The sequence below is a fragment of the Novosphingobium aerophilum genome, from assembly GCF_014230305.1.
Taxonomy (GTDB): domain Bacteria; phylum Pseudomonadota; class Alphaproteobacteria; order Sphingomonadales; family Sphingomonadaceae; genus Novosphingobium; species Novosphingobium aerophilum.
The window spans coordinates 38,887-64,808 of the sequence record NZ_JACLAU010000018.1 but is presented as its reverse complement, the minus strand read 5'-3'; the positions used below and the strand labels follow the sequence as shown (position 1 = coordinate 64,808).

Sequence of the window (25,922 nt, the reverse complement as noted above, 5' to 3'; positions counted from 1 at the left end):
CGTGCACGGGCGCGCAAAATCGCAAGCTTTTGGCGCGATCCTGCCCGAAACCTTGCAAATACGATTACTTCAAATCCGCCAAAACCGACGCATTTCTGCGGCTTTGAGCGCTTTTCACGGGCGACTAGCTGCCTTGGGCCGTGAAGGTCCAGCGCGGCGATTGCACCGTCCGGGCGCCGTTCAGGTTGGCGCCGCCCGACGTGATGTTGCTGTTGATCCTGGAATCGAGCCAGCCGAGCACGAGGCCGAGCGAGAGGTCGCTGACCGGCCGCCACTGCCAGTCGAGCTCGGCCCCCCAGGTGTTGATCCCAGCGGCGTTGATCGTGATCGGAACCGGCGAGGTCGCGCTGTCCACGTTGATGAAACCGTCGCGGAAGTCATAATGGAACACCGCGCCATTGAGCTGCATGGTGCGATGGGCCAGCAGCGACTTGAAGCCCGCTTCATAGGCGGTGATCTTTTCGGGCGCGAGGGATGTCAGCGCGGACTGGGTGGCGGTGAACTCGGCATTGTAGGAGCCCGAGCGGAAGCCGGTCGACACGTTGGCATAGACCATCAGCTTGTCGAACATGCCGGACACGTCGGGCTTCCATTCGATGCCCAGCTTGAAGTTGGCATCGTCGTCGGTGCGGCTCGTATCGGCCTTGGCCAGGGTGGCGACGATCGTGGTGGGGGCAAGCGGGTCCCCGCCCAGCCCGGTGCCGGCAAAGGTGCCACCCTTGATCGCGACCTTTTCCCAGGAATAGCGCACGCCGGCCGTAAGGCTGAGGTGGTCAGTCAACTGCACGTCGTTATGGAAGAACGCGGCCAGGGCGTTGCTGGTCTGGTCGAACGGGCTGTAGAAGCCCGGCGCCGCGCCGCGGGCGATCGTGAGATAGTCGCCGTTACGATAGGCGTCGCGCTGATAGTACAGGCCGAGCACGTAGTTCCACCGGCTCTCGCCCTTTGAATTGAGCCTGAGTTCGGTGTTGAACTGGCGAATGCGGTTGAAATACTCCACGTCGATCGTGTCGACCGGGCTGCCGTCCGAATCCTCGTGCTGGCGACGGGTGAAGGACTGGTACGAGGTCAGCGAGGTCAGCGTCGCGTTGCCGAAGTCGTGCTCGTAGCGCAGCGTGGCGCCGAGCGAACGGTTGCGGACGGTGTGCGGCCGGTTGTTGTTCGAGGTGAACGGGTCGTTGTCGCCAGGGAACCGGCCGTCGGTGCCGCGCACGCAGCCGCTGCTGGCACCGGTGGCCCGGCCGGCGAGATAGGGCGCGCAGAACGCGGGAGCCCCGGCGGCGAACGAAGCCGGGGTGATGATGCCCACGCCTTCATAGGGCTGCAATTCGCCGTTCTGCTGCCCGCCGAACACGGTCAGCAGCGCCATGTCGGGTCCGCTTTCCCACTGCAGTTGGCCGCGCAGAGCCCATTTCTTCTCGAAGCCCTCGCGCCGGCCCAGGGTCAGGTTGCGGTAAGTGCCGCGCCCCTGATCAACCACCATGCCGGACACACGGGCCGAAAGCGTATCGCTCAGCGGACCGCTGAGATAACCCTCGGCCCGAACGGTGCGGTAATTGTCGTAGGAGAGCGTGCCGCCCGCGCTGAACTGCGAGGTTGGCCGGCGGGTGAAGAAATTCACGGCACCGCCGGTCGCGTTGCGACCGAACAGCGTGCCCTGAGGGCCCTTGAGCACTTCGACCCGGTCGATGTCGAACAGCAGAAGGCCGCTCATGAAGGTCTTCGCGAGGTATCCCTCGTCGACATTGATCGCGACCGGCGAGTCGAGATTGGCCGAAAACTCGTTGGTGCCAATGCCGCGCACGTTGAAGGCGACCTGGCCGGCGCCGTAATTGGCCTGGAGATTGGGCACCACGTTGGTAAGGTCCGTCACCGAGTTGGCACCCGACCGGACCAAGCTGTCCCCGCTGACCACCGACAGGGTGATGCCGACGTCCTGCACGGACTGCTTGCGCTTCTGGGCGGTGACCGTGATCTCCTGGATGGTGCCCGACGCGGCTTCGCCGGCCCCGGCTTCCTGGGCCTGTGCCGTGGAGACCAGCCCCGCCCAAGTGAGTGCGGCCAGAGGCAGCCCCAAACCGATCAAGCGCATGCTCACCATTTTCCCCCCTGGGCCTTTGCAGCCGTTTCAAGTCTCCGTGCTGATGACGATCCCTTTTGTGCAGCCGATGCGCAATTCACCCGAACCGGGGACAGCGGCACCACGCCAACCGGCCGGGCCCGTACCCCGCCGCGGGGCCGGCGAGCTTCGGCGATGGCGCCAATGGCAACCTCGCCGGGGACGGCAGCACGACCTTCACTTGCGATGTCGAGAACCGGCTGGTCTCCGCGAGCGGCGGGCAGAACGCACCGCAGCACTTTTTACTTCTCTTTTCCAATATTTTGGACTGTTTGCCGACGATGCCTCCGCAATTCGGGGTTGGCCCTCCGGGGCTTGGGGCGGATGGGGACGCAAGGGTGGACGCTGCCCCAGAGATGTGCATAGGGAAGGCCGCTAGCACCCGGAGACACTGCCATGGCCAAGACAATCAAGCTGACGCTGACCGAGGATGAGGCCGAGATCCTGGTCGATGCGCTTGAGGCCGATCTGGAGGGCTATCTGGAATCGGCCAAGGAGGCCCGGGGCAACAACAACCGGGCCGACGTTGCGACCTTCACCGAAGCGGCGCAGCGGATCGAAGCGCTGATGAAGACCATCCAGGCGCTGCTGGATTGAGCGGGGCGGGCGTGCCGGGTTGAGCCATGACCCGTCTGATCCTGTTCAACAAGCCCTACGACGTCCTCTCGCAATTCACCGATCCGGGAGTGCCTGGCCAGGGCACGTCCGGCCTGCGCCGCACCCTGTCCGACTTCGTGTCCGTTCCCGCGGTCTATCCGGCCGGGCGGCTCGATCGTGACAGCGAGGGGCTGATGCTGCTGACCGACGACGGGCGGCTGCAGGCGCGCATCGCCGATCCGCGCTTCAAGCTGGCCAAGACCTATCTGGTGCAGGTCGAAGGCGCCCCCGATCCGGCCGCGCTGGAGCGGCTGCGGCGCGGCGTCACGCTCAACGATGGCCCCACCCGCCCGGCCGAGGCGGAGGCGATCGATCCGCCCGCGCTGTGGCCGCGCGACCCGCCGGTGCGCTTCCGCAAGAGTGTGCCCGATCACTGGCTGCGCCTGACCCTGCGCGAAGGGCGCAACCGCCAGGTCCGCCGGATGACCGCGGCGGTGGGGCTGCCGACGCTGCGGCTGGTGCGCTGGACTATCGGACCATGGTCGCTGGACGGACTGGCGCCGGGCGAATGGCGCGAGGGCGATCCGGCCGCGCGCTAATCCGCGAGCGCGAGCGCCCCGGTCGCGCAGAGACCATGGACCAGCGCCAGTGCCGCATCGGACCAGTTCGGGTCGAGCGCGAAGACCGGCGCGGCGCAGATCGCGCGGGCACAGTCGGCCACCGGCCCTTCGCATTCGGTGATCTCGCTGTTGACGAACAGCAGGCAGTGCCCGGGCGACCGGTCGACGAAGGCGAAACGGCAGGCAGGGTTCCGCTGGACCATCCCGCCGACGTCGCGCGCCGCCTTGATCCGCTTCAGTGATGGGGCGCGGGCCGGGCTCCAGTCGATTTCCGGGTAACGCGGCGTGGTGGCCTGCGCGCCGATCACCCGCGCGAACCGAGCGGGATCACCCAGGGCGTCGAGCGCGAACCGGCGCAACCGGTCGAGCGCCTCGGCGGTGATCTCGCCGGGGTTGGCCTGTGCGATCACGGCACCGGCATCGCCGTAGCGGTCATCCTCGGTCAGGACCGACAGCGCCTCGTCACACCAGGCGGCGAGCAGCTCGGCCGCAGAGGGCGCCCGGAACCCGATCGAATAGGTCATGCAGTCATCGCTCAGGGCTACGCCCTCGTGGGCCAGACGGGGGGGCAGGTAAAGGATGTCGCCGGGCTCCAGCACCCACTCCTGCGCGGGCGTGAAGTCTTCCAGCAGACGCAGGTCGTCATGGGGACGCAGCGGCGTGGTCTCGTCGCACATCCCGCCCACGCGCCAGCGGCGGCGGCCGGCGCCCTGGATCAGGAAGACATCGTACTGATCGAAATGGGCCCCGACCCCACCACCGGTCGTGGCATAGCTGACCATCACATCGTCGATCCGCCAGTTGGGCAGGAACCGGAAGGGCTCGATCAGTGCGGCGACGTCGGGCACATGGTGATCGACCGCCTGGACCAGCAGCGTCCAGGGCGCGGCCCCCAGCGTGGCGAACCGGTCTTCCGCCAACGGGCCATGCTCCACCCCCAGCCCATCGCCGGTGACCAGCCGGGATTCGATACCCGGCTCGCAAGCCAGGCCGGCCAGCTCATCGGGTTCGAGCGGATTGCGCCAGTCCGCCCAGGGATTGGGGATCAGCAGCGCCTGCCGCTGCCAGGTGTCGCGGAGAAAGGCGGCGCTGTCGAACTCGCGGAAGCGGGGGATCATGTCGTCAGCCATGGCCGGCCCGGCGCAGCTTCACCAGCGCCTCGTCCAGCGCGGACAGGAACCGCGAGCGATCCGCCTTGCCGAACGGCGGCGGCCCACCGACCACATCGCCATTGGCGCGCAGGTCGGCCATGATCGCGCGGGTGGCGATCGCGCTGCCGATCGAGGCCGTGGTGAACGGCTTGCCGGTGGGCGCCAGCACGACGGCGCCCGCCTTGATGCAGCGATCGGCCAGGAGGATGTCCGCCGTGACACAGACCGTACCCGGTGCCGCACGCTCCGCGATCCAGTCGTCGGCGGCATCGAAGCCGTCGGAAACCACCACACGCTGGACCAAAGGGCTCGCCGGCACCCGCAGCGGGCTGTTGCTGACCACGGTCACCGATACGCCATAGCGTTCGGCGACGCGGTAGATCTCGTCCTTGACCGGGCAGGCGTCGGCATCGACCAGGATCGCGGTCATGCCGCGTCCCCGTTGGCTCGCACGGTGATCGAAAGGACCTCGATGGCATCGTCGCGTCCACCGAAGGGGAGGACATCGCCGGGCTCGGCATCATGCAGAACCCGGGCCAGCGGCGCCGAGAAGGCGATCAGGTCGGCCGCCGGATCGGCCTCGTCATCGCCGACCAGCGTGATCGCACGGGGTTTGCCGTTGAGCCGGAGATGGACCGTCGCGCCGAACTCCACCACCTCTCCGGCCGGGACCGGCATCAGCTCGGCCGTGATCTCGCGCGTTTGCCAATAGCGCAGGTCGCGCCGCAGCGTTGTGAGCGCCGCCTCGTCCCCTGCGGCTCCGGCGATCGTCTGTTCCAGCTCGGCCACCCGCGCCCGGATCAGCGCCAGCCCGCGCGCCGTGACGCGGTTGGGCCCGGGCGGAATGGGAATCTCGAACTTGGGCTCGAGGTGCTCCTCGTCCCCGTCCCGGCGAAAGGCCACGCTCATGCCCGCGCCCTCACGCCAGCGCGGCTTCGAGCGCTTCGCTGGCCTCGAGCCAGCGCGCTTCGGTTTCGGCGATCCGATCCTCCAGATCGGCCCGGCGCTTCATCAGTTCGGTCATCGTCAGCTTGGCCAGGGCGGGCTGGGCCGCCCTCGGATCGAACATGGCCTGATCGATCGCGCTGCGCTCGGCGGTGAGCTTCTCCAACTGCTGTTCGGCCGCGCGGGCCTGCTTGCGCAGCTCCTGGCTCTTCTCGCGCGCCTCGGCGGCGGCCTTGCGCTGGTCCTTCTTGCTGACCCCCTTGGCGCCGCCCTCGTCGCGCGCGGCCGGCGGGTCCTTGGCGAGGACGAAGGCGATGTAGTCCTCGATCGAGCCATCGAATTCGCGCGCCGTACCCTGGTCGACCAGGACCAGCCGGTCCGCGGTCATCTCGAGCATGTGGCGATCGTGGCTGACGATCACCACCGCTCCGGTGTAGGCGTTCAGCGCCTGGACCAGAGCCTCGCGCGCGTCGACATCGAGGTGGTTGGTGGGCTCGTCGAGGATCAGCAGGTGCGGCGCCTCGCGGGTGATCAGCGCCAGGGCCAGCCGCGCGCGCTCACCGCCGGAAAGCTTGCCGACCTCGGTCGTGGCCTTGGGGCCGGAGAAGCCGAACCGCCCGAGCTGCGCGCGCACGGCCGCGGGGGTTGCGCCCCTCATCGCCACGGTCATGTGCTGCAGCGGGGTTTCGCCGGCGTCGAGTTCCTCCACCTGGTACTGGGTGAAGTAGCCCACCCGCATCCGGCTGCTGGCGTTCATCGCCCCGGCCATCGGCGCCAGTTGGGCCGCGAGCAGGCGCGCCAGGGTGGTCTTGCCGTTGCCGTTGCGGCCGAGCAGGGCGATCCGGTCATCGGGATCGAGCCGGAGGTTGAGGCGGCGCAGGATTTCCACCTCGCCATAGCCGACCGAGGCCAGATCCAGCGTGATCAGGGGCGGGCGCAGTTCGTCGGGGTTGGGGAAGTCGAAGCTCAGCGTCGGATCGTCGATCAGTTCGGCGATCGGCTGCAGCTTGGCCAGGGCCTTGGCGCGCGACTGGGCCTGCTTGGCGGTCGAGGCGCGCGCCGAGTTGCGGGCGATGTAGTCCTGCAGCCGCTCGCGCTCGGCCTTCTGCTTTTCCCGCGCAGAGGCGATCTGGGCCTGCCGTTCGGCGCGTTGGCGCTCGAAGGCGTCATAGCCACCCGGATAGAGCGTCAGCTTGCCACCCGACAGGTGGAGGATGTGATCGACCACATTGTTGAGGAAATCGCGCTCGTGGCTGACCAGCAGGATCGTGGCCGGATAAGACCTCAGGAAGTCCTCCAGCCACAGGACGGCTTCCAGGTCGAGGTGGTTGGAAGGCTCGTCCAGCAGCAGCAGGTCCGGTTGCGAAAACAGCAGGGCGGCCAGTGCGACCCGCATGCGCCAGCCACCCGAAAAGCTGTCGAGCGGACGGTGCTGGGCTTCCTCGTCGAAGCCCAGGCCGACGAGGATTCGCGCGGCGCGCGAGGGCGCCGAATGGGCCTCGATGGCGATCAGCCGGTCATGGATTTCTGCCAGCCGGTGGGGATCGCCGTCGCGTTCGCTCTCGGCCATCAGCGCGGCACGCTCGGTATCGGCGGCCAGCACGGTCTCGAACGGCGTGGCGCTGCCGGCGGGGGCCTCCTGCGCGATGTAGCCGATGCGGCTGCCGCGCGGCATGGTCGCCTCGCCGCTGTCCGGATCGAGCATGCCGGCGACCACGCGGACCAGGGTGGACTTGCCCGCCCCGTTGCGGCCGATCAGCCCGACCCGCCCGCGGGGAGGCAGCTTGGCCGTGGCCCCGTCGAGGATCGTGCGTCCGCCGAGGCGCACCGTGATGTCGGACAGATTGAGCATGGCGCGCGCCTAGCAGGATAGTCCCGGCGGCAAAAGCGCGGCCGCGCAATTCATGGCGGCCCCGCTCACAGCAATCTCGGCATGGCGTCGGAGCTGTCGCGGTGCGGGCGGGCGCGGACCGCGGCCCAGGGCTCGGTGGTTCGCTCCACCCGCAGCGGTGCCAGGCTGGTCCGGCACAGCGCCATCGCCTGGTCGGGCGGTCCCTCCAGCCACGCCTGCCAGTCGCTCCGGTCGAGGATGACCGGCATGCGATCGTGAACCTCGGCCATCTGCGGACAGCCGTCGACCATCACCATCGCATAGGCATCGCCCCATTCGGGCGTGGCGCGCCAGAGTCCGGCGACCGCGAAGGCGCCCTCCGGCTCGAGCGAGTACCAGGTGCGGGTCATCCGACCGCGCTCTCCCTCGGCCTCCGCCCAGGCATCGACCGGAATCAGGCAGCGGCGGTGACGGAAGCTGTCGCGCCAGAACGGGGTGGTGAGCTTGTCCTCGCGCGCGTTGTTGACCGGCCGGGGCTTGAGCCGCTGGCCGCTACGCCCGGTCAGGGCCAGGGGCAGGCCCCAGGTCATCGCGCGAACCCGTCCCTCGGCCACCACCAGCCCGGGGTAACCCGGGTACACGTCTTCCCCCACATTGGGTCGTCCGGCCGCTTCCGCGGCGAAGATCCGCGCAACCTCATCGGCCGGCCGACGCATCTTGTAGAGATTGCACACGGCCCGATCATGGCCCTGGGCGAGCGCCTGTCAACCATATCGCCCCGTGGCTCAGCACTCCTCCGAGGCCAGGTCCGAGATCGCGTTAACCACGCGAATAGACACGAATTTCAGGCTTGCCGCCTAAATCTGTCACCGCGAAGAAAAGATACGGTGACGTGAAGATCCTGGCCAGACCACTGCTGCGGCTGATGGCGACCTATCGCCTGCGCACGGATGATCGCGATCTTCTGCGCGCTCAGTTCCAGGAACTGTTGCGGCATATTCCGCTGCTCTACGCGATCCTGTCGGCCAACGTGATCGCGATCGCCGTGGCATCCCGGCACATTCCGTCGGTCTTGCTCGCCGAGATCATTCCGTTTGCGTTCTGCGCGTTCTGCCTGACCCGTGCGGTGTGGTGGTGGCGCCGTCGCTTCGGTCATTTTAACGACGCGATGATTCGCCGGTTGATGCTCAGCACCAGCGTGATCGCTTCGGGCATGGCCGCGGCCGTGGTGACCTGGGTGACCATGCTGTTCCCCTATGGCGCCATGGCCGATCACAGCCACTTCGTGTTCTTCGTGGCCATCACCCTGATTGCCTGCGTGTTCTTCCTGATGCCGGTCCGCTCGGCCGCGCTCAGCGTGGCCTCGATCGGGATCGTGCCCAGCATCGCCTACTTCCTGTTGGCCGATCCGGGACGGATGTGGGTGGAAGCCTCGATCCTGGCCTTTGTCGGCGTGGGCATGGTCTACGTGCTCAACCGCTACAACCGCTCGTTCGCCGAGCTGATCTATTCGCAGCGCGACCTGCGCACCCGGCAGCTCGAGACCGAGCGGTTGAGCGAGGAGAACCGGCGGATCGCGCTGACCGATGCACTGAGTGGCCTGCCCAACCGCCGCGCCCTGATCGCGCGGCTCGAGGATCTGCATCGGCGGTCCCAGACGCAGGCTGTGACCGTGGGCATCCTGTTCGTCGATCTGGACGGGTTCAAGCAGATCAACGACAACTTCGGACACGAATTGGGCGACACCATCATCCGCCGGATCAGCGACGAATTCGCCCGCCTGCTGCCCGACGATGCGGTGCTGTTCCGCATGGGCGGGGACGAGTTCGCCATCCTCATCGACGGACGCGAGGCCGAGGCCCAGGCCATGGCGATCGCCCGTTCGATCCTGGGCTGGCTGGCCTTGCCGCTCCGCCTGGCGGCGCACGAGTTCCAGGTGGGTGCCAGCATCGGCGTGGCGACCAGCTCAGGCCTGGTGGTCGATCCCTACGAGCTGTTGCGGCGCGCCGACACGGCCATGTATCGGGCCAAGGCCGAAGGCGGCAACGGCGCCCAGACCTATACGCCGGATATGGATGCCGGGCGCGAGTGGCGTCAGCAGCTGGAAACCGAAATGCGCCTGGGGATCGACCGGAGCGAGTTCACCGTGCTGTACCAGCCGCTGGTCGATGCCCGCTCGGGCAAGGTTGTGGCGGTCGAGGCGCTCGCCCGCTGGCCCGGCCGCAGCGGCGAGGAGCTGGGGCCCGGCGAGTTCATCCCGGTGGCCGAATCGAGCGGCCTGATCCATCCGCTCGGCCTGCTGGTGCTGCGTCGGGCCTGCGCCGAGCTGGCTTCGCAGCCCGGCCTGCGGCTCAACGTCAATGTCTCGCCAGCCCAGTTCCGCCATCCGCATTTCGAGAGCGAGGTGGCCGCCGTGCTGCGCGAGACCGGCTTCCCGCCGCAACGCCTGCAGATCGAGATCACCGAAGGATACCTGATCGACCATCCGGCCCGCGCCAACCGCGCGATCACCGCTTTTGCCGATATGGGCGTGCAGGTGGTGCTCGACGATTTCGGCTCCGGCTTTGCCAGCATTGGCTATCTCCGCCAGTTCCCGTTCAGCGGGATCAAGATCGACAGGTCCCTCGCCGCCGGGCTCGGTCAGGATCCCAAGGCCCTGATGCTGGTGACCGGGATGGTCCACCTGGCCAACGGGCTGGACATGTCGGTCACCGCCGAAGGGATCGAGACGGACAACCAGGCCGCCCTGTTCCGCCTGGCGGGTTGCCACGAACTGCAGGGCTTCCACTTCGGCATGCCCACCACGCTCGCACGGATCGTCGCCGAAGAGTCGCGTTCCGCAGCCTGAGGCGCTCAACTGCCGTCGGTGATCAGGGTGCCCCCGTCGACCACGATGTTCTGGCCGGTGACGAAGGCGCCGGCGTCGGACACCAGAAAGGCCACGGCCCCGGCCACCTCCTCCGGACGACCCGGTCGGCGCAGGGGGGTCATCGCCATGCGCCGCTGCATGAACCCCTCATCGGCCAGCAGGGGTCCCGACAGCTCGGTGGCGATGAAGCCCGGCGAGACCGCATTGACCCTGACCCGACGAGGGCCCCACTCGACCGCGAGGTTGCGGGCGAGCTGCGCATTCCCGGCCTTGGCCAGGGCATAGGCGTTGATCCGGAGGTTCCCCCGGAGGCCAGCGAGGCTCGATACCAGCACGGCCGCCCCACCCCCGGCGTCCGCCAGAAGGGGCAAGGCAAGGTTGGCCAGGACCACCTGCGAGCGCAGGTTGAGCGCCATGACGCGATCATAGTCATCCATCGCGATCCCGGCGAAGGGACCCGGTTTGCCGGTGATCCCCGCATTGCAGATCAGGATGTCGAGCCCGCCCAGCTCACGCCGGGCACAGTCGACCAGGTCGTGCAAGGCCCCCGCGTCGGTGACGTCACAGACCTGGCCGGGCATGCCGAGGTCCGCCGCGACGCGCCGGGTGTCCTCGGCGTTCTCGCTCGAGATGACCACCCGGGCTCCCTGCGCGATCAGCAGCCGGGCGATGGCCAGCCCGATCCCCCGCGTCGATCCGGTGACGATGGCCCGTCGACCGGCCAGAGAGAAAGGCGAGGCTGTGCCGGGATCAGTGGCCATGGTCCGGCACCGTCTCGGGCTTGAGCTCGTCGAGCGGGACGCCCTTGTGGAGATAGGCGGGCGCCTCGATCAGGACGAAGGCGATGCGGCAGGGCTGATCGCCGGGGTTGCGCCACAGGTGATTGGTCCCGCGCTGGACGATGACACCGCCGGGACCCACGGTCTTCTTCTCGCCACTGTCCAGTTCCAGCTCGACCGCACCGCTGATCACGATGCCATAATCGATCGAATTGGTCCGGTGCATCGGGCTTTCCGCCCCGGGGAGCATGTCGACGATGCGGATCACTGAGCCCGCGTTGAGGGTTAGCCCGGCGTCGCGATCGCGCCCGTCAGTGGGATCGTTGTTGTCCGCCGGGACCGTGGCCGTGGTCCACATCAGCAGAAAGGCGGCATCGCCAGACGGGATCACCCGGGTCGGGCTGAAGTCCTCGCCCACGAAGATCGCCCGCCCTTCGGCGTCATGGCCGGTGACCACCCGTTGCACCAGCGGCAGTCCGCTGTCGGAAACCTCGCTCATCTCTTCTCCTTCGTGGCGGCATGGTGCCGAGCCGCAGCCGCTTTCGCAAGGGCCGCGCGGCCGGCTCAGCCCAGCCCGGCCAATGCTGCGGCGACCAGTGCGGACAGGTCGCCATCGTCGCCGAAGCCGGCCCGGCGCGCAGCTGGGGTCGACAGCGGAGGCTGCGTTGCGAAACCGGCCTCGAGCGCCGGATCGGGCGCATAGCGGACCAGCTCGGGCGCCACGGCGCATTGCTGCGCCACTTCGGCCACCAGATCGTGCACGGTCACGCGCAGCGCGGGCAAGGTCAGCGCCCGGGAGACGGGCAGCCCGGCCGGATCGCAGTCCAGCGCGTGGACCAGATTGGCCGCGGCGCAGGCCACCGATTGCAGCCAGACGGTCCCTTCGGCCGACACCGGGCAGACGAATGGCTGGCCCCCGCGCAGCGCATGGAACAGGTTGGACAGAAAGGCCGATTTCATCCCGCTGGGGCTCGCCGGCCGCGCGACGATGCCCGGCAAACGCAGCGACAGGCCGTCAATCTGCCCGCGCCGGGAAAACAGGCTGACGGCCTGCTCGATCATCGCCTTGTGCCCGCCATAGAGCAGACGCGGCGCCAGGGGCGTCGCATCATCGACGACAGCGGGCATCGGTTCGCCGAACACCGCGATCGAACTGGCGAAGACAAACCGCAGGCCAGGCCGGGCGGCCGCGGCCTCGACCAGCAGGTCGTACGAGGCGTCCAGATTGATCCGCCGCGAGGCTGCGGGATCGAGCTCGGCCGCGCCACCGGGAACGGTCGCGAGGTGGATCACCGCATCGGGCCGCGCAGCCAGCACCGCGCAACGAACATCGGGATCGTCCAGGCTGCCCACGACCCGATGGGTCGCCAGCGACAGCCCCGCCTCGGCCAGATCGAGCCCGGTGATCTCCCAGCCCCGGCTGGCCAGCAGGCGCTGGACAGCCTGACCGACAAATCCGCCCGCCCCCGTCACAGCCACCCGCATCTTCGATCTCCCTGGTCCTGGGAAAGGTTCATGGCATAGCGGCGGCGTCGTTGGCCAGCCCGCCTGGCAGGCTGGACACCAGCAAGAGCCTTATCGGCGGGAAGGTAGCGAAGGATGGTGAGCCCTGCTGGGTTCGAACCAGCGACCTACTGATTAAAAGTTAGCGATAAAGTGGCCGATTTCCGTCGCGATTATACTCAAACATTTGATTTACAGTCATATAATTCTATCACCTGATATCAGAATTTGTCGTTGATTTGCACCAATCTGATGCCTATCTGATGCCTGGCGCTGATGCAGGCATCAGGAAGGGGCTGAAGTGAAGGTTCGGTTCAGCAAGACGAGCGTGGATGAGGCAGCGCCCCCAGCTAAAGGCGAAGTAACCATCTGGGATGAACGGATCGCGGGCTTCGGGCTGAAGGTCACTTCTGCCGGATCAAAGGTGTATTTCTATCGCTACCGCATCTCGCGACCTGGCCAGGCATCGCAAACGGCTCCGCGCAAATACACCATCGGTCGGCACGGGAGCCTGACGCCGGACCAAGCGCGGAAGCGGGCGCAGGAACTTGCTGCATTGGTCTCGCAGGGCGTCGATCCCCGCCAGCAGGAACTCGATGCCATCGCGGATCAGGATGAGGCAGACCGGCAGGTTCAAGAGCAGGAGCGCGCTCGCCGTGATCTGGCTTTCGGTCGCCTCGCCGATCTTTGGCTTGCGCACTACGAGAGCGACATGGCCAGGCGCAAGTCGAGCGTCGATATGGCGAAGCTAGTGGTGAACCGATACCTGCGCCCGGCGCTTGGTACCCAGCCCATGCCCGGTATTGGCCGCGCCGAACTGCAGCCGATCCTTGACGCCATCCCCCTCCACAAACGTGGCATGCGCCGTGCTGTATTCGCGTATGCTTCGGTGTTGTGGGGCTGGGCACTCAGGCGCGGCTACGTTGAGGCAAACCTTCTGGCCGCAATGGAGAAGCCGCCCGCGCCAGCCGCAAGGGAGCGGGTACTTAGTGACAACGAGCTCGCGCTGGTGTGGCAAGCCACTGAGACCCAGCCCGTGGTGTGGGGTATGTTCTTCCGACTTCTCGTGTTGACCGGTCAGCGCCGCAGCGAGGTTTCGGACATGAGGTGGGAGGAACTGGACCGCAAGTCGGCGGTCTGGACCATCCCACCTACGCGGGCGAAGAACGGCAAGGCCCATCTCGTACCCCTCTCTGGCGCTGCAGTGGAGCAGATTGATCTGGCGGCTGGCGGGCGTGTTTGGCCGAAGCAGGGCTATGTGCTCACCACGACCTCGCGATCCGCTGTGTCGGGTATCAGTAAAGCCAAAGCCGCCTTGGACGTTGCCATAACCGGCCTGAATGAGGGCGATGCAATCCCCCACTGGCGGCTGCACGACCTGCGGCGCACGGTAGCCACCGGGCTGCAGCGCCTCGGCGTGCGCTTCGAGGTAACAGAGGCGGTGCTGAACCACGTCAGCGGTGCCAAGGGCGGCGTGGCAGGCGTCTACCAGCGCCACGACTGGGCTGCTGAGAAACGCGCGGCACTCGACGCCTGGGCTGCCCACGTCGGGGGGCTGCTGATCGGTGTTGACCAGACGAATGTCGTGAGGATGGAGGCGCGCTCATGAGCGATCAGAGCGAGAAGACATTGATCGAACAGCTGGAGCACGAGTTAGGCGTTCATGCAGGCACGGCTCTTGGCCTTGAGATGCTCAACCATCTGGCTGAGCTGACAAAGACCAAAGACCTAAACTGGGTTGATCTTATGGTTTGGAGGCTGACCAGCGAAGGCGTGCCTCTACCGAACACGATACAAGTGCTAGCGGCCCGTGCTGCCGAAAGACGCCTGCACGGGGCGGACAAGCGCGGCGGTAAGCCCACAAAGGTCCTAAGAGAGTTCACTAGCCGCGTTGTTCATGCCAATGCCGCGTTCTTCCAAGGCGCGCTCGGCGTCGGCGCCGAGGAAGCCTATAACCTCGCAGCGAGCGCCGTTGGCGCTGAGGCAGGACACGCCGATAAGGCGTCGACGATATCGCGGGGCAGGAAGGCGTACGCGAATAAGGGCTCAGTGGCGAGTTTACTGACTGAAACCGGAGTCGCATGGGCACGTAGCAACCCGGAGCAGTTGAATGCAATGAAGCAACATAATGCCTCGGTACAGCAGCGGGATCCGGGTACGCGTAGGGGGCGCCGCGATACCGACAACGCGAATTAACTGCGCAACTTTTTCGCGCAGACTTCATGAAAACATGGGCATATTTGATCCGTCACCTGACAAAATGAGGTGACCGGCGATGAATTCTGATGTTCTGACTACCGTCGAGGCAGCGCGTTATGTGCGCCTCGGAAAGCCCACTTTGGATCGGTTCAGAGTGACGGGTGAAGGCCCGGCCTACGCCAAACTGGGCGGTGCCGTGCGGTACCGCCGCGCCGATCTCGATACGTGGCTTGAGAGCAGGCTGGTCGCTTCGACTAGCGCAACCGGCGCAGCGCAGAGCGCGGCCTGACAACCCAACATGAAAAGGGCGGCGCAGGCCCAACCGTCGCCGCCCCTCGGAGAACCCACATGCGTATAGCCGATATCCCCGGCGCTAGCCAGCGCGCCGTGATGCGCGGTCGCGTTCGCGTGACCTCCAAGTACCACATCGAGATCACTCTTTACGACTTCGACGGCGTATTTCCCGTCGAGGTGATCTGGGACCCGCGCCTTCCATCGCCAGCAAAGCAACAAGCGCTGGCTCGGAAAGTCGATGTGGCTCTGGCACCATACTGCGCGAAGGTTCTCCAATTGGGCAGGTTGCTCGACGGCGGTGCGGCATGAGCGCGCTCGGAGCATCTAGAGATTTTTGGCAGCACCTCGTTGAGGCCGGAATGGCAGCTGACCTGCTGCCTGTAGTCTGCGATCTGGCCGTACCTATCAGGCCAGGATCGAAGCTGTCCGCGCTCGGTAAAGTACCCAGCGCTATTGACGGTCAAGGGATGGCCCATGGCTTCAAGAATTGGACCAGAAAGGTCGCCACTGCGGACGAGATTGAAGCGTGGAGCAGCGACGATCGTTTGGGCATCTGTATGCAGATGCGCCAGTGCAAGGTCTTCGATGTCGACATCGAGGACCAGGTGCTGGCAGACCAAGTGGAAGACCTCCTGCGCCCATTTATTGCGGACCTTGCAGGCGTGTCTTCGGATCGAGTGCCCCTGCGGTACCGCGAGAACTCTTCCAAGTTCGCTCTGATCGTCAGGTGCGATGCGGCGCTGCCAAAGCGCGTCATCGGGTTGGACGGCACCAACAAGATCGAGTTCCTCGGTAACGGCCAACAGGCTATGATTGCGGGTACGCACCCATCGGGCAGCCGTATCAATTGGGAAATCTTGCCCACAGAAGCTCCCACCCTGACCGCCGATCAGATCAACACGATCTGGAGCAGACTGGAGGAAAAGTTCGGAGCGGAACAATCGAGTATCGCGGCATTAGACGACTTCACGGCAGGGCGTGAGCCGTGCCTCGGGCTCACGGTAGAGGAGATGGAGGCGCTACTGGCGAGCCTCGATCCCGACATGGGCCGGGACGAGTGGATCCGCGTCGGCATGGCCCTTCACCACGAGTGTAAGGGCGACGACACCGGCTTCGCCATCTGGGACGACTGGTCCAGCAATGGGGGCAAGTACACCAGCGAGGAACACCTGCGCGTACAATGGGGCAGCTTTAAACTGGTTCCGGGCAAACGTTCTGTGACCATGGCCACTGTGATGAAGATGGCCCGCGAAGCACAAAAGCCCTTGCTTGCCGAAGATGTGCGCAACCTCTGGGAGGGTGTCGCCGACGATCAGCAGGGGCATTCAGGCGTCATGACCCCCGAGGGCTACACGGGAAAGTTTCGCATTTACCATGTGAGCCACCCGGATCTGCACAAGCCGATGGAGTGGTTCATCAAGGGCGTGCTGCCAAAGAGCGACCTCATCGTCCTCTACGGCGCATCCGGCAGCGGGAAGAGTTTCGTCGCCTTTGACATGGCGGCGGCCATTGCGCGCGGCATCCCGTGGCAGGGGTGCCGCGTGAAGCGGGCGAAAGTCGTCTTTGTCGTCGCTGAAGGCGCTGGCGGCATGAAGAACCGCGTCAATGCTTATTGCCAACACCACGGACTAGAACCCGCCGACCTCGACATCGGTTTCGTGCTCGCAGCGCCCAACGTCCTAGACAACGGCGACGTGTCGGAACTTGCAAAATCCATCAAGCTGGGCGGGGCTGACATTTTTGTGATCGATACGTTTGCACAGGTGACGCCCGGGGCCAATGAAAACAGCGGCGAGGACATGGGCGTCGCATTGCGGAACCTCAGGACGATCACCGAGCTCACCGGCGCAACCGCATGGGTCATCCACCACTCGGGCAAAGATGCCGCGCGCGGTGCGCGCGGCTGGTCGGGGATCCGGGCAGCCGCAGACGCAGAGATCGAGATCAGCGTAAGCGGCAGCGGGCGCCTGATTTCACTGACCAAGATGAAGGACGGCGATGACAGCAAGCGCTGGGGCTTCCGCCTTGCTACCGTGGCCCTTGGTACGGACAGCGATGGCGATCCCATCTCCAGCTGCGTGGTCGAGTATGTTGACCGGCCGCGTACGCCCATCGCTGCACCTCCGGAGCCAAAGGGCGCCACTGAGAAGCGCGTGTTGGAGACTGCCCGCGCCTGTGGCGCTGCGACGCCGGAGGGGGCGCTGAGCACCGCTGTCATCGGCGGTGCCGTGAACGCAATCCCGTACGACCCGGCCCCTCCGGAAGGTGCCAAGAGGCCTAGGGATCAGCGCCGCTCTCACGTGGTACGTGCACTCAGCCGCCTTTGCGACAAGGGGTTCCTTGTGACTGTTGGCGAGCGGTTGTTTGTGCCCGGCTTTCAACATTTCGCGGGCTACGTAAATGTTGGCGACTAGGCTGCTGCTTCAGCTTCATCTTGCTTCAAATGAGACAAAGGCTCCAGATGAAGCGTCAACGGCAAAGGCTGCTTCAATGCTTCCACTGCTTCACACACCCTAAGGGGGTGAAGCAGTGGAAGCAGAGACATGCCCCGGAGGGATGAAGTTTGGGGTGGGGTATTGCCGGGTGGAAACCACGTTCGCGTGAGGCGCGCGCGCCGACCACTGGCCGGGATTGCTTTTACTGTGATCACGCGAAGGTAACGTGGTCGCAAAGATTTTCCAGTTCCGGTTGACCCGGCCGGTTGATATGCAAGCCTGATGCCCATTCCTGATTACCAGACCCTCATGCTTCCTGTGCTCACTGTCGCGGCCGAGGGTGAAACGCGAGCGCCGGTCGTGGCGGACCGCGTCGCTGACCTGTTCGGGCTGTCGTCTGACGAACGGGAAGAGATGATGTCGAACGGCAAGCAACGTCTCCTCCACAATCGCGTGCACTGGGCCAAGTTCTACATGAGCAAAGCCGGGCTGATCGCCAGCCCTAAGCGCGGGGTGTTTACCGCCAGCGAGGCAGGTAAGGCGTTGTTGGCTACCCGGCCTAAGAAGATCGATGTGGAGACCCTGAAAGGTTACCCTGCGTTCCGCGATTTCTATGGCGCAGCGAGTGCTATTGAGGGTCAGGCCGGACTAACCCATCCAGCCCCCGGCGCTGTGACGCCAGAAGAACAGATCGACGCCGCGCAGAACGTTCTTGTATCGGCCCTTCGCGATGAACTGCTCGGCCGGATCATGCAGCAGTCCCCGTCTTTCTTTGAGCGGGTAATCGTCGATCTCTTGGTGGCCATGGGTTACGGAGGGTCACACGAAAATGCTGCGCGCCGTCTTGGGCGGTCGGGTGATGGCGGGATTGACGGCATTATCGATGAGGACCGATTGGGTCTTGACCGCATCTACGTGCAGGCGAAGCGCTATGCCGATGGCAACGTGGTCGGCAGGCCTGAAATACAGGGGTTTGTGGGAAGCCTCGTGGGGCTCGGTGCCGGCAAGGGCGTTTTTGTCACGACGTCGAGCTTCAGCAGGCAAGCGAATGAATATGCTGCAGGCCTTCAGCAGCGGGTCATCCTGATGGATGGTCAGCGCCTGACGGAACTGATGATCGAATTCGGCGTCGGCGTGCGCCTGACCAGGATGGTCGAGGTTAAACGGTTGGACGAAGATTTCTTCGATGAAGACCGTTGAGCTGTCAGTGTCGTTCTTCGCACACGCTCCGATTTTCACACGCCAGCAGGTGCTTGCGCAAACTGGCCTGATACCCGCTACGCGCGGTGTTTACGCATGGTACTTCCGCGATGTACCTCCCGGTGTGCCAACCGATGGCTGCTACACCCGCGATGGACTGACCCTCCTTTATCTGGGCATCTCGCCCAAGAATGCTCAGAGCAGCCAGAACCTGCGAAAAAGGGTTGCATATCACTACAAGGGTAATGCCGAAGGGTCGACCTTGAGGCTTACGCTGGGGGCGCTGCTCGCTCCTGTCAGTGACTTCCCCTTGCGCCGGGTTGGCAGTGGGAAGCGTATGACCTTCACGCACCTTGGCGAGCAATGGTTGGACGATTGGCTGGAGCGCAATGCGCTCGTATGCTGGACGGAACACCCCGAGCCTTGGCTGCATGAACAAGAGTTATTGGCTGCACACAGCGTGCCGCTAAACATCCAAGATAATCGGCGCCACCCATTTTGCGTGGCTCTTTCCGCAATGAGACAAGAAGCCAAGCGGCAGGCCAGAGAGGCACCAATCGCTCAAGAAGGCAATCAGCAGCGTCGCATGAAATGATGCAGGGGCCCGTTGCTTGGTGCTCCGGCCTTTTCGGTCAGCAGGTCCATTCATCGACAAATCCGATCAACTATGCTATTTATGCAAATTATTTCGATCAATGGAGGCGATCGTGGGTGGCATCGGATCAGGGCGGCGCACCACCCGGGCGACCACCGATGACTGCCTGCGCATCGCGCTGCCGGACCTGAAGCGCCTGGGCGTGATCAAGCGCCACTGCATGAACCGCCGCACCCTCACGTGGACCCGAGACGGGCAGACTGTGGCGCAGCTTGCGCTGGTCTGCGATTTGGACTGCCGCGAGCCGTACCCCTGCATCAAGATCACCGGCCACGCCCACGGCAGGCAGATAAATGCCCTCGTTTGGCTCGACAGCGCCCCAATGCGCTTTGGCGGCGAGCGGTGGTACGCGCTGTGCCCCCACACGGGCAAACGCTGCACCACGCTGGTGCTTCCGCCGGGCAAAGTGCACTTCGCGTCCGTGAGGGGCTGGGGCGTGGCCTACGGGTCGCAACGCGAGGACGAGGTTCACCGGGCGCACCGGGCTATCGACAGGGCCACCAGCCGCCTCACGGCCCTGTCCAAGTACGCCCGCAAGCCGACGCGGGAGCGGCTGCTGACGAGGCTGGTGGCGAAGCAAATGTTCGTCGACGATGAGCTGCACCGACTGGCGAGCAGGATTTGGTAACGGGTGACTAACGTTGCGTTGTTCTCGCGGATGAAGTGCCCCCGGGGATTAGACAAAAGTCAGGTAGCAGTGTCGGCAACAGTTACGACAACGCCTTGGCCGAGACCCTAGATTGAAGCGTCCCGGGTTTTCCGGAGGCAGTTTCAATTAGGTCATGCCACCATATCGAGGGTCTCGTTGGCTGCATAGTAGTTGGCCTCGGCCTCAGCAGGCGGGATGTGCCAGATGGGGCCGAACAGGCGATGGTTGTTGAACCAATCGACCCAGCGCAGGGTTCCAATTTCCACGGCTGACGCGCTGGGCCATGATCGCTGCCGCCAGATGACTTCGGCCTTATAGAGGCCTTTGATCGTCTCGGCCAAGGCATTGTCATAGCGGTCGCCGACGCTGCCGACCGACGGCACAAGGTTCGCCTCGGCGAGGCGCTGGGTGTAGTTCATGGCAAGGTATTGAACGCCCCGGTCGCTATGGTGGATCAGGCCGTCATCGGGGCCGGGGCGGCGGGCATGGATCGCCTGTTCAAGGGCATCCAGGACGAAGCCGGCGGTCGCCGAGGTGCTAACATTCCAGCCCACGATCCGTCGGGCATAGGCATCGATCACGAAGGCCACATAGACGAACCCTGCCCAGGTGTGGACGTAGGTGAAGTCGACCACCCCGGCATCGGCGCCGCGGCTGATCTTCACCGCCACGCCGTCGATCTCCAGTTCCACCGCGCTCGCCTTCAAGCGCCGCCGCCGCTTCGGACGCTGGATTGCAGGAGCAGGCTCCTCTGCCGGACCAACGTCGACGACGGCGGGCACGAATGCCGGCACAGCCGCGCTCTGGCTCTCCATCTGCTTGCGCAGTTGCCGGCGCCAGGTGAACAGCTGCGATGGGCTCAGCCCATGCCGCCGCGCAACCGAGCAGACCGTCTCCTGCCCCGAGAAGCTCTCGGCAAGGATCCATGCCTTGACCTCCGGCGACCAATCCCGCCGCCGTCCCGCGCCTGTGAACACCTCGAAGCGCGTGACCAGGCTAGTGCCAGCATCATCACATGGCATCGTCATAGCACCAGCGCCCTCCTCCCGTTCAGGGCGCGGAGACTCGGCGCTGCGCTTCAGCCCCGCAAGGTGGAGCCGCGGCGCCGCTTACGGCGCGTCTACCCACTTGCTCGCAATACTGCTCACTGGGAGCAGGAATTCGCAATTAGTCCCATTAATCCTAGAAGCTAAAATCGCGCCATGAACATGAGCCGCTAGCTCAGCGCTTCCATGATACTGTCCACCTGCAAGCCACGCCAATTCAGCGTTGTTCGCCTGCATCCTGTTGGAACATTCCTCTCTCGCATCGATTTTCCACAACGCTATCGCGCACGGTACCAACGCCAAAAATCCTGCGGCTACGCAAAGCTTAGCGAATGAAATTTCCATCAGTTTGATATTGTCAGATACCTTCTCAAGATCAAGCTAAGAATGCTTGCCACTCGATCCAGCCGCAATCCTGATTTGCTTCGGCTGGAAATAGCTTTTCTTTTTGGCTGGAGATTGGGCGCATCAGGCCCGATCAAGGCCGCCAGTGTCAGAATGGGGTGCGGATAGTCAGGGTAATGCATCGGCAATCAAATGTTGATTGCACTCCGCCTGCAACGTGATAGCCAGATGCAATCGTCCAGAAGGGCATCCTGCCCTGCCAACCGGCCCACTTCGGCATCGGTGGCACTATGACGAGGCCCGCATGGGCAAATATAGGAGGCGCCCGATGGCGGGTTGGTTCTTTAACGTGGCAGAGCAGCAGGAGCAGGTGGAAGCGGCGGCGGGAGCACTGCTTGACGAGGTGCGGCGTAAACTTCGTGCAGAATTTCCCAGCCTAGACAATGTCGGTGCGGATGCTGTCATGTTGAACGCGCTGGTCATACGTGCGGGTCGTAACCGCTATTATTTTCCGACCCTTGCCTGGCTTGTCCAGGCTGCCTACGAACATGGCCACAGGCCCTACGAGAGCCCGATTACAGCCTCCATCTGCAGCGGCATTGAGCGGTCGAGATACTCACCCTTTGACTTTTATCACCGGCTCGAGCCCCCGGTGGACGTGAGCGACGAGGAAGAGCCCGTTGAATATCCCGACCACCTCCGGCCTTTGCGCTTCCTTGCCCGAGACCTCTATCAGTGGGAACAAGAACTAGGCACCAGCAACGAGAACACGCATCGCCTCTATCGCGGGGAGGATGTCGATGGAGACGCCTGAGGGCTTCACGGTGTTCTACGCTCGCGGGTGGCGGCGCACTGTCATAGAACCCTATTTGATGCTGCCAGACACGCGCGATGACCTGATCGGTGTGCAGGCTGCCAAAATCGTCCGTATCGCCCCCTGGACATCCCAGAAGGCCCGCATGAGGGAACATCTGGAGCGGCTTGCCATAGCGCATGGTTATGTCGGTGGGTGGCTGGATTATCGCGACTACCAACTTACGCGGGTGGGACAGTCCTACCAGTTTGACGTGCCGGTGGGCAAACGAGGCATCCTTGCCCAATTCGCGGGAACGCGCGTGCGTTTGGTGTGCATCTACAGCGGGCCGTTCAGGCGGTGGGTGCGGATTGGCGCTATCAGCTGAAGCTGGCCGCAGGCGACGACGTGGGCCACTCGTGGGTGTACTGTCGAAGAGCGGCAACGGCAGCTGGCCATGTTCCGTTGACGCTGTTCATCCAGCCCGAATTCAGACATTTGAAACGGTGCCGCTAGATTTATGGGTTGGTAGAATGAAACGGCTTAGATTTTATGCTGTCGCTGCCACGATCGGTTGGAGCTTTCTTGCGCTAAGTGGCTGGGTTGCGATCATGGCTGTATATTTTGTTGGCTACGATCTGATTGAAAATAGAGCTCTCCCCGTCGCGCCTGCATTACGAAGCTTTGACGTCTCCCGATGGGACGAAGGTTATTTTTATGCAAAAGGGACGTACGATAATAAGGCGGAAACTCCTGAGGGTGAATTGGTACTGAATTCTCAGGAAATTGTCTGTGATAAGTCCAATAATGAATGCGTTATTGCATCAGTCAACATCATCGGAAATTATATGGATGACTATTTTATTCGGTATCAAATTGCGAGTTGGACCAATAGTCGAATAATATTCAGTGATGATAGTCCGATCTGTGTGAAAAATACCTATATAGTTGATCGATATGCTGAGAGTTTCACATTGTTAACTCGCAAGAAGGCTGTGATCCCAGACTATGCGCTAAAGTCGCAACTGAAGCCTTGCGGCAATTTGAAGGATGAAAATGTCACGCTGGCCGATGGTGGCGAGGTCTATTGGCGCAAAAAAATGGCCTTCAAGGCCCAGAACAGGCTCTACTTTGATGCGGTGCTGGTCCTGATGAATATCGCCTACTTTGCGCTCGTAGTTTGGCTCTGGAGGCGTCGCCGGCGTACTGCAATCGGTAACGTCGAAATGTGATCCCCATGCCCCGCTCAAGAAGGCATAGGACTATGGCATTGATTAGATTATGCTAAACTGAATACGCGATATGCTCCGGGCTACCACCCTTCAGGTGCCGCGCCTGGCCTCCCGCTCGATCGGCACCCTTGGGCGTCCGGCACATTCGGGTTGCCAGAACTGGCGCTATAATTCAGCAACACCAGATGCATCGCGCCTATCTCTCCGTTGCCGCATCTGACGTCTCGTCCGCAAGCGACAGCGAGTTGTATGGCGAGCTCGCGCTGAAGCTGCCCTTCGCCGTAGAGCCCGCTCAACGCGCCGCCTGGGAATATGAGATCCAGCACCTGCGGTTGCTCGCCCGTGATTTGCCCGACGCGCACTTCATGCTCGAGTTTCTGATCCCGCGCATGGGGCGCCGCGCTGACCTTGTGGTTCTACTGTGCGACGTGGTGTTCGTGGTAGAATACAAGATCGGCGCCCGGCATTTCGAGCGTTCGGGTCTCGATCAGGTCTACGGCTACGGGCTCGACCTGAAGCATTTCCATGAGCCCAGCCATCGCTTGCCCATAGTACCCATTCTCGTCGCCACAGAGGCTCCTTCCGGCGAGGGTGAGACCCTTCACTGGCACGAGGATGGGCTGGCTCGTCCGTTGCGCGTAGCGCCCGCTAGATTGGCGCCCCTCATCGCGCAGATTGCCGGCACTGCAGCGCATCCGCCAATCCTGGCGAGGGAGTGGCTCAACGGTCGCTATCGCCCAACACCCACCATCGTGGAGGCCGCGCAGGCACTTTACCGCGGCCACCAGGTCGACGAGATCTCGCGCTCGGAGGCCGGAGCGGAAAATTTAACGCGCACCGCCGACTACGTGGCCCAGGCCATCGAGACCGCAAAACGCGATCGGCAGAAGATCATCTGCTTCATAACTGGCGTTCCGGGTTCAGGTAAGACGCTGGCGGGGCTCAACTTGGCCACCGCCCGTCAGCGCGCCCACGGCGACGAACACGCGGTTTTCCTTTCAGGCAACGGCCCCCTGGTCGACGTGCTGCGCGAAGCGCTCGCCATCGATGCAATAGCCGTGGCCAAAGAGGCTGGGATCCGCACCTCTAAGGTGGCCGAAGAGCGAAAAGCGGCCGCCTTCATTCAGAACATTCACCACTTCCGCGACGATGCCTTGGCCACAACCGCAGCGCCGATTGAGAAGGTGGCGGTCTTCGACGAAGCCCAACGGGCCTGGGATGTCGAACAAACCTCCAAGTTCATGCGCGAGAAAAAGGGACAGACCGGCTTCTCGATGTCGGAACCGGAATTCCTGCTGAGCGTGATGGACCGCCACCCGGATTGGTGCGCCATCATCTGTCTGGTCGGGGGCGGGCAGGAGATCAACACCGGCGAAGCCGGCATTGACGAGTGGCTGCGGGCGTTGGAGCGGAGCTTCCCGCATTGGCAGGCGCATGTGCCGTCAACGCTTCGCCACGGCTGCCAGATCGTCCAGGAGGTGCCAGCACCTGACCTGCATCTGTCGACTTCGATCCGATCCTTTCGGGCGGAGAAGCTGTCCGATTTTGTAGGGCATGTTGTCGCCGGCGACGCCGTTGCTGCGCGTGCTGTGGCGGCCGAACTGCCAAACTACCCCGTATTGATCACCCGCGACCTCGACAAAGCTCGCACCTGGCTGCGCGAGCAACGGCGGGGCAATGAGCGTTCGGGCCTGCTGGCCTCGTCCAACGCCGCGCGTCTCAAACCGCACGGCATCTTCATCAAGGCCAAGATTGAGCCCGCGAAATGGTTTCTGGCTTCGCCCGATGACGTGCGCTCGTCCGACATGCTCGAGGACGCAGCCACCGAGTTCGATGTTCAGGGGCTGGAGCTGGACTGGGCCTGCCTGTGCTGGGATGCAAATTTTCGCCACGGGGCTAACGGCTGGGAGGTTCACCGCTTCAAGGGCAGCCGCTGGGAGAGCATCAATGATCCGGCCCGCAAGAACTACCTGACGAACTCCTACCGTGTGCTGCTGACGCGCGCGCGGCAGGGTCTGGTTGTGTTTGTCCCGCAAGGCACCGGCGAGGACCCGACGCGCCCGTCGGCATACTACGATGGTATATTCTCGTTCCTCGAGGCGTGCGGGTTCCAGCCGCTGGAGTAGGGCTTTGTCCTGAGCCTTGCAGAGTTCGAGCTGGGGGACAGTCGAAAGTTTCCTTGAATTGAAGGCAATCGGCTTAACCCCAGATCCGGCGACCGCTTCCGGTGGCAGTCGACCAGAATAGGCCGTTCCGATCCCGAGCTCGGAATGCCAGCTCGAGCCGAAAGCTGCCGGTCTCGCTGCGCTGAGCGGCCGGTCGGCAAGGCGCGCAATCTCGGCCGGGAAGCTTCGTAGCTCGATGCCTCTGAAATTCGTCGGCCGGATCTCGGTGCGGCGGTATGGCTCACCTCGCCGGCGATTGATCTCGACCTCGATTTCGCGGATCTGCTTGTAGGCAATCACGAGGAAATTGCCTGATCCGCAAGCAGGGTCGAACACCCGGATGCCTACGCGGTGCGCCTGTTCTTCCTGGGACAACCCCAGAACGCACCGCTCCCGGCGCACGTTGACCGCCAGAGTCTGCAGCAATGCCGTGAGGTCGGACATGAGCGGCCACTTTCCGCTCACACAATTCCGAACAAGGAACTATAGTTCCGA

General features: G+C 64.0%; 25 protein-coding genes, 1 pseudogene and 1 riboswitch. Of the genes and pseudogenes, 15 read left to right on the top strand and 11 right to left on the bottom strand.

The window, feature by feature from the left end; all coding sequences use genetic code 11:
- Positions 1-124 precede the first annotated feature (124 nt).
- Entirely contained in the window at positions 125-2,092 is a 1,968-nt protein-coding gene (locus tag H7F49_RS11755) for a TonB-dependent receptor (RefSeq protein ID WP_185683790.1), read from the bottom strand.
- Between the two features lie 423 nt (positions 2,093-2,515).
- Between H7F49_RS11755 and H7F49_RS11750 the strand changes: the two genes are divergently transcribed.
- Together H7F49_RS11750 and H7F49_RS11745 are read left to right on the top strand one after the other, a co-directional pair.
- The gene (locus H7F49_RS11750) at positions 2,516-2,716 is read left to right on the top strand and encodes a hypothetical protein (RefSeq protein ID WP_185683789.1); all 201 of its coding nucleotides are present in this window, start codon (positions 2,516-2,518) and stop codon (positions 2,714-2,716) included.
- Between the two features lie 26 nt (positions 2,717-2,742).
- Positions 2,743-3,315, top strand: a complete 573-nt coding sequence (locus H7F49_RS11745) for a pseudouridine synthase (RefSeq protein ID WP_185683788.1) — start codon at positions 2,743-2,745, stop codon at positions 3,313-3,315.
- Here H7F49_RS11745 and H7F49_RS11740 read toward each other — a convergent pair.
- The 5 genes from H7F49_RS11740 to H7F49_RS11720 all read right to left on the bottom strand — a co-directional run bounded on the left by H7F49_RS11740 (position 3,312) and on the right by H7F49_RS11720 (position 7,997).
- Complete coding sequence (locus H7F49_RS11740) at positions 3,312-4,466, bottom strand: cupin domain-containing protein (protein ID WP_235982107.1); 1,155 nt, start codon at positions 4,464-4,466, stop codon at positions 3,312-3,314. The two genes, H7F49_RS11745 and H7F49_RS11740, sit on opposite strands and share 4 nt — an antisense overlap.
- Entirely contained in the window at positions 4,459-4,917 is a 459-nt protein-coding gene (locus H7F49_RS11735) for a YaiI/YqxD family protein (RefSeq protein ID WP_185683787.1), read from the bottom strand. Before H7F49_RS11735 ends, H7F49_RS11740 begins: the two co-directional genes overlap by 8 nt.
- A complete protein-coding gene (locus tag H7F49_RS11730; RefSeq protein ID WP_185683786.1) occupies positions 4,914-5,396 on the bottom strand; it encodes a GreA/GreB family elongation factor in 483 nt (160 codons plus the stop codon). Before H7F49_RS11730 ends, H7F49_RS11735 begins: the two co-directional genes overlap by 4 nt.
- A 10-nt stretch (positions 5,397-5,406) precedes the next feature.
- A complete protein-coding gene (locus H7F49_RS11725; protein WP_185683785.1) occupies positions 5,407-7,284 on the bottom strand; it encodes an ABC-F family ATP-binding cassette domain-containing protein in 1,878 nt (625 codons plus the stop codon).
- A gap of 65 nt (positions 7,285-7,349) precedes the next feature.
- Positions 7,350-7,997, bottom strand: coding sequence for an SOS response-associated peptidase (locus H7F49_RS11720; protein ID WP_185683784.1), 648 nt, complete (start codon positions 7,995-7,997; stop codon positions 7,350-7,352).
- A 158-nt stretch (positions 7,998-8,155) separates the two neighbouring features.
- Between H7F49_RS11720 and H7F49_RS11715 the strand changes: the two genes are divergently transcribed.
- Positions 8,156-10,111: a putative bifunctional diguanylate cyclase/phosphodiesterase gene (locus H7F49_RS11715; protein WP_185683783.1), complete on the top strand. Its 1,956-nt coding sequence runs from the start codon at positions 8,156-8,158 to the stop codon at positions 10,109-10,111.
- Between the two features lie 5 nt (positions 10,112-10,116).
- On the opposite strand, the gene H7F49_RS11710 is transcribed toward H7F49_RS11715, so the two are convergent.
- The 3 genes from H7F49_RS11710 to H7F49_RS11700 form a co-directional block, all read right to left on the bottom strand.
- Positions 10,117-10,893, bottom strand: a complete 777-nt coding sequence (locus tag H7F49_RS11710) for an SDR family NAD(P)-dependent oxidoreductase (RefSeq protein ID WP_185683782.1) — start codon at positions 10,891-10,893, stop codon at positions 10,117-10,119.
- Positions 10,883-11,410, bottom strand: coding sequence for a cupin domain-containing protein (locus H7F49_RS11705; protein WP_185683781.1), 528 nt, complete (start codon positions 11,408-11,410; stop codon positions 10,883-10,885). Before H7F49_RS11705 ends, H7F49_RS11710 begins: the two co-directional genes overlap by 11 nt.
- 65 nt (positions 11,411-11,475) lie before the next feature.
- Positions 11,476-12,396 (bottom strand): NAD-dependent epimerase/dehydratase family protein, encoded by a 921-nt coding sequence (locus H7F49_RS11700; RefSeq protein WP_185683780.1) that lies wholly within the window; start codon positions 12,394-12,396, stop codon positions 11,476-11,478.
- Positions 12,397-12,715: 319 nt separating this feature from the next.
- Here H7F49_RS11700 and H7F49_RS19895 point away from each other — a divergent pair, with 319 nt between their 5' ends.
- From H7F49_RS19895 to H7F49_RS11660, 8 genes are all read left to right on the top strand, one after another.
- Complete coding sequence (locus tag H7F49_RS19895) at positions 12,716-14,023, top strand: tyrosine-type recombinase/integrase (protein WP_185683779.1); 1,308 nt, start codon at positions 12,716-12,718, stop codon at positions 14,021-14,023.
- The gene (locus H7F49_RS11690; protein ID WP_185683778.1) at positions 14,020-14,610 is read left to right on the top strand and encodes a hypothetical protein; all 591 of its coding nucleotides are present in this window, start codon (positions 14,020-14,022) and stop codon (positions 14,608-14,610) included. The genes H7F49_RS19895 and H7F49_RS11690 overlap by 4 nt, the downstream gene beginning before the upstream one ends.
- A 79-nt stretch (positions 14,611-14,689) precedes the next feature.
- The gene (locus H7F49_RS11685; RefSeq protein ID WP_185683777.1) at positions 14,690-14,902 is read left to right on the top strand and encodes a helix-turn-helix transcriptional regulator; all 213 of its coding nucleotides are present in this window, start codon (positions 14,690-14,692) and stop codon (positions 14,900-14,902) included.
- 59 nt (positions 14,903-14,961) lie between these two features.
- The gene (locus H7F49_RS11680; RefSeq protein WP_185683776.1) at positions 14,962-15,216 is read left to right on the top strand and encodes a hypothetical protein; all 255 of its coding nucleotides are present in this window, start codon (positions 14,962-14,964) and stop codon (positions 15,214-15,216) included.
- Positions 15,213-17,321 (top strand): AAA family ATPase, encoded by a 2,109-nt coding sequence (locus tag H7F49_RS11675; protein ID WP_185683775.1) that lies wholly within the window; start codon positions 15,213-15,215, stop codon positions 17,319-17,321. Before H7F49_RS11680 ends, H7F49_RS11675 begins: the two co-directional genes overlap by 4 nt.
- 303 nt (positions 17,322-17,624) lie before the next feature.
- Positions 17,625-18,542: a restriction endonuclease gene (locus H7F49_RS11670; RefSeq protein ID WP_185683774.1), complete on the top strand. Its 918-nt coding sequence runs from the start codon at positions 17,625-17,627 to the stop codon at positions 18,540-18,542.
- Positions 18,529-19,137, top strand: coding sequence for a GIY-YIG nuclease family protein (locus tag H7F49_RS11665; RefSeq protein WP_214647779.1), 609 nt, complete (start codon positions 18,529-18,531; stop codon positions 19,135-19,137). Before H7F49_RS11670 ends, H7F49_RS11665 begins: the two co-directional genes overlap by 14 nt.
- A gap of 100 nt (positions 19,138-19,237) precedes the next feature.
- Positions 19,238-19,825: a hypothetical protein gene (locus tag H7F49_RS11660; protein ID WP_185683773.1), complete on the top strand. Its 588-nt coding sequence runs from the start codon at positions 19,238-19,240 to the stop codon at positions 19,823-19,825.
- 152 nt (positions 19,826-19,977) lie between these two features.
- Here the strand turns inward: H7F49_RS11660 and H7F49_RS11655 are convergent, their stop codons facing one another.
- Entirely contained in the window at positions 19,978-20,868 is an 891-nt protein-coding gene (locus H7F49_RS11655; RefSeq protein ID WP_407940305.1) for an IS3 family transposase, read from the bottom strand.
- Between the two features lie 598 nt (positions 20,869-21,466).
- Positions 21,467-21,563, top strand: a riboswitch (SAM-I-IV-variant riboswitch).
- 2 nt (positions 21,564-21,565) lie between these two features.
- Between H7F49_RS11655 and H7F49_RS11645 the strand changes: the two genes are divergently transcribed.
- From H7F49_RS11645 to H7F49_RS11630, 4 genes are all read left to right on the top strand, one after another.
- Positions 21,566-22,051: a hypothetical protein gene (locus H7F49_RS11645; protein WP_185683772.1), complete on the top strand. Its 486-nt coding sequence runs from the start codon at positions 21,566-21,568 to the stop codon at positions 22,049-22,051.
- The gene (locus tag H7F49_RS11640) at positions 22,038-22,418 is read left to right on the top strand and encodes a hypothetical protein (RefSeq protein WP_185683771.1); all 381 of its coding nucleotides are present in this window, start codon (positions 22,038-22,040) and stop codon (positions 22,416-22,418) included. Before H7F49_RS11645 ends, H7F49_RS11640 begins: the two co-directional genes overlap by 14 nt.
- Positions 22,419-22,563: 145 nt before the next feature.
- Positions 22,564-23,262 (top strand): hypothetical protein, encoded by a 699-nt coding sequence (locus H7F49_RS11635; protein WP_185683770.1) that lies wholly within the window; start codon positions 22,564-22,566, stop codon positions 23,260-23,262.
- 185 nt (positions 23,263-23,447) lie between these two features.
- Positions 23,448-25,388: a DUF2075 domain-containing protein gene (locus H7F49_RS11630; RefSeq protein WP_185683769.1), complete on the top strand. Its 1,941-nt coding sequence runs from the start codon at positions 23,448-23,450 to the stop codon at positions 25,386-25,388.
- Positions 25,389-25,583: 195 nt separating this feature from the next.
- On the opposite strand, the pseudogene H7F49_RS19970 reads toward H7F49_RS11630, so the two are convergent.
- Positions 25,584-25,772: pseudogene (locus H7F49_RS19970) on the bottom strand (DNA methyltransferase); the annotation flags it as partial.
- Between the last annotated feature and the right edge of the window lie 150 nt (positions 25,773-25,922).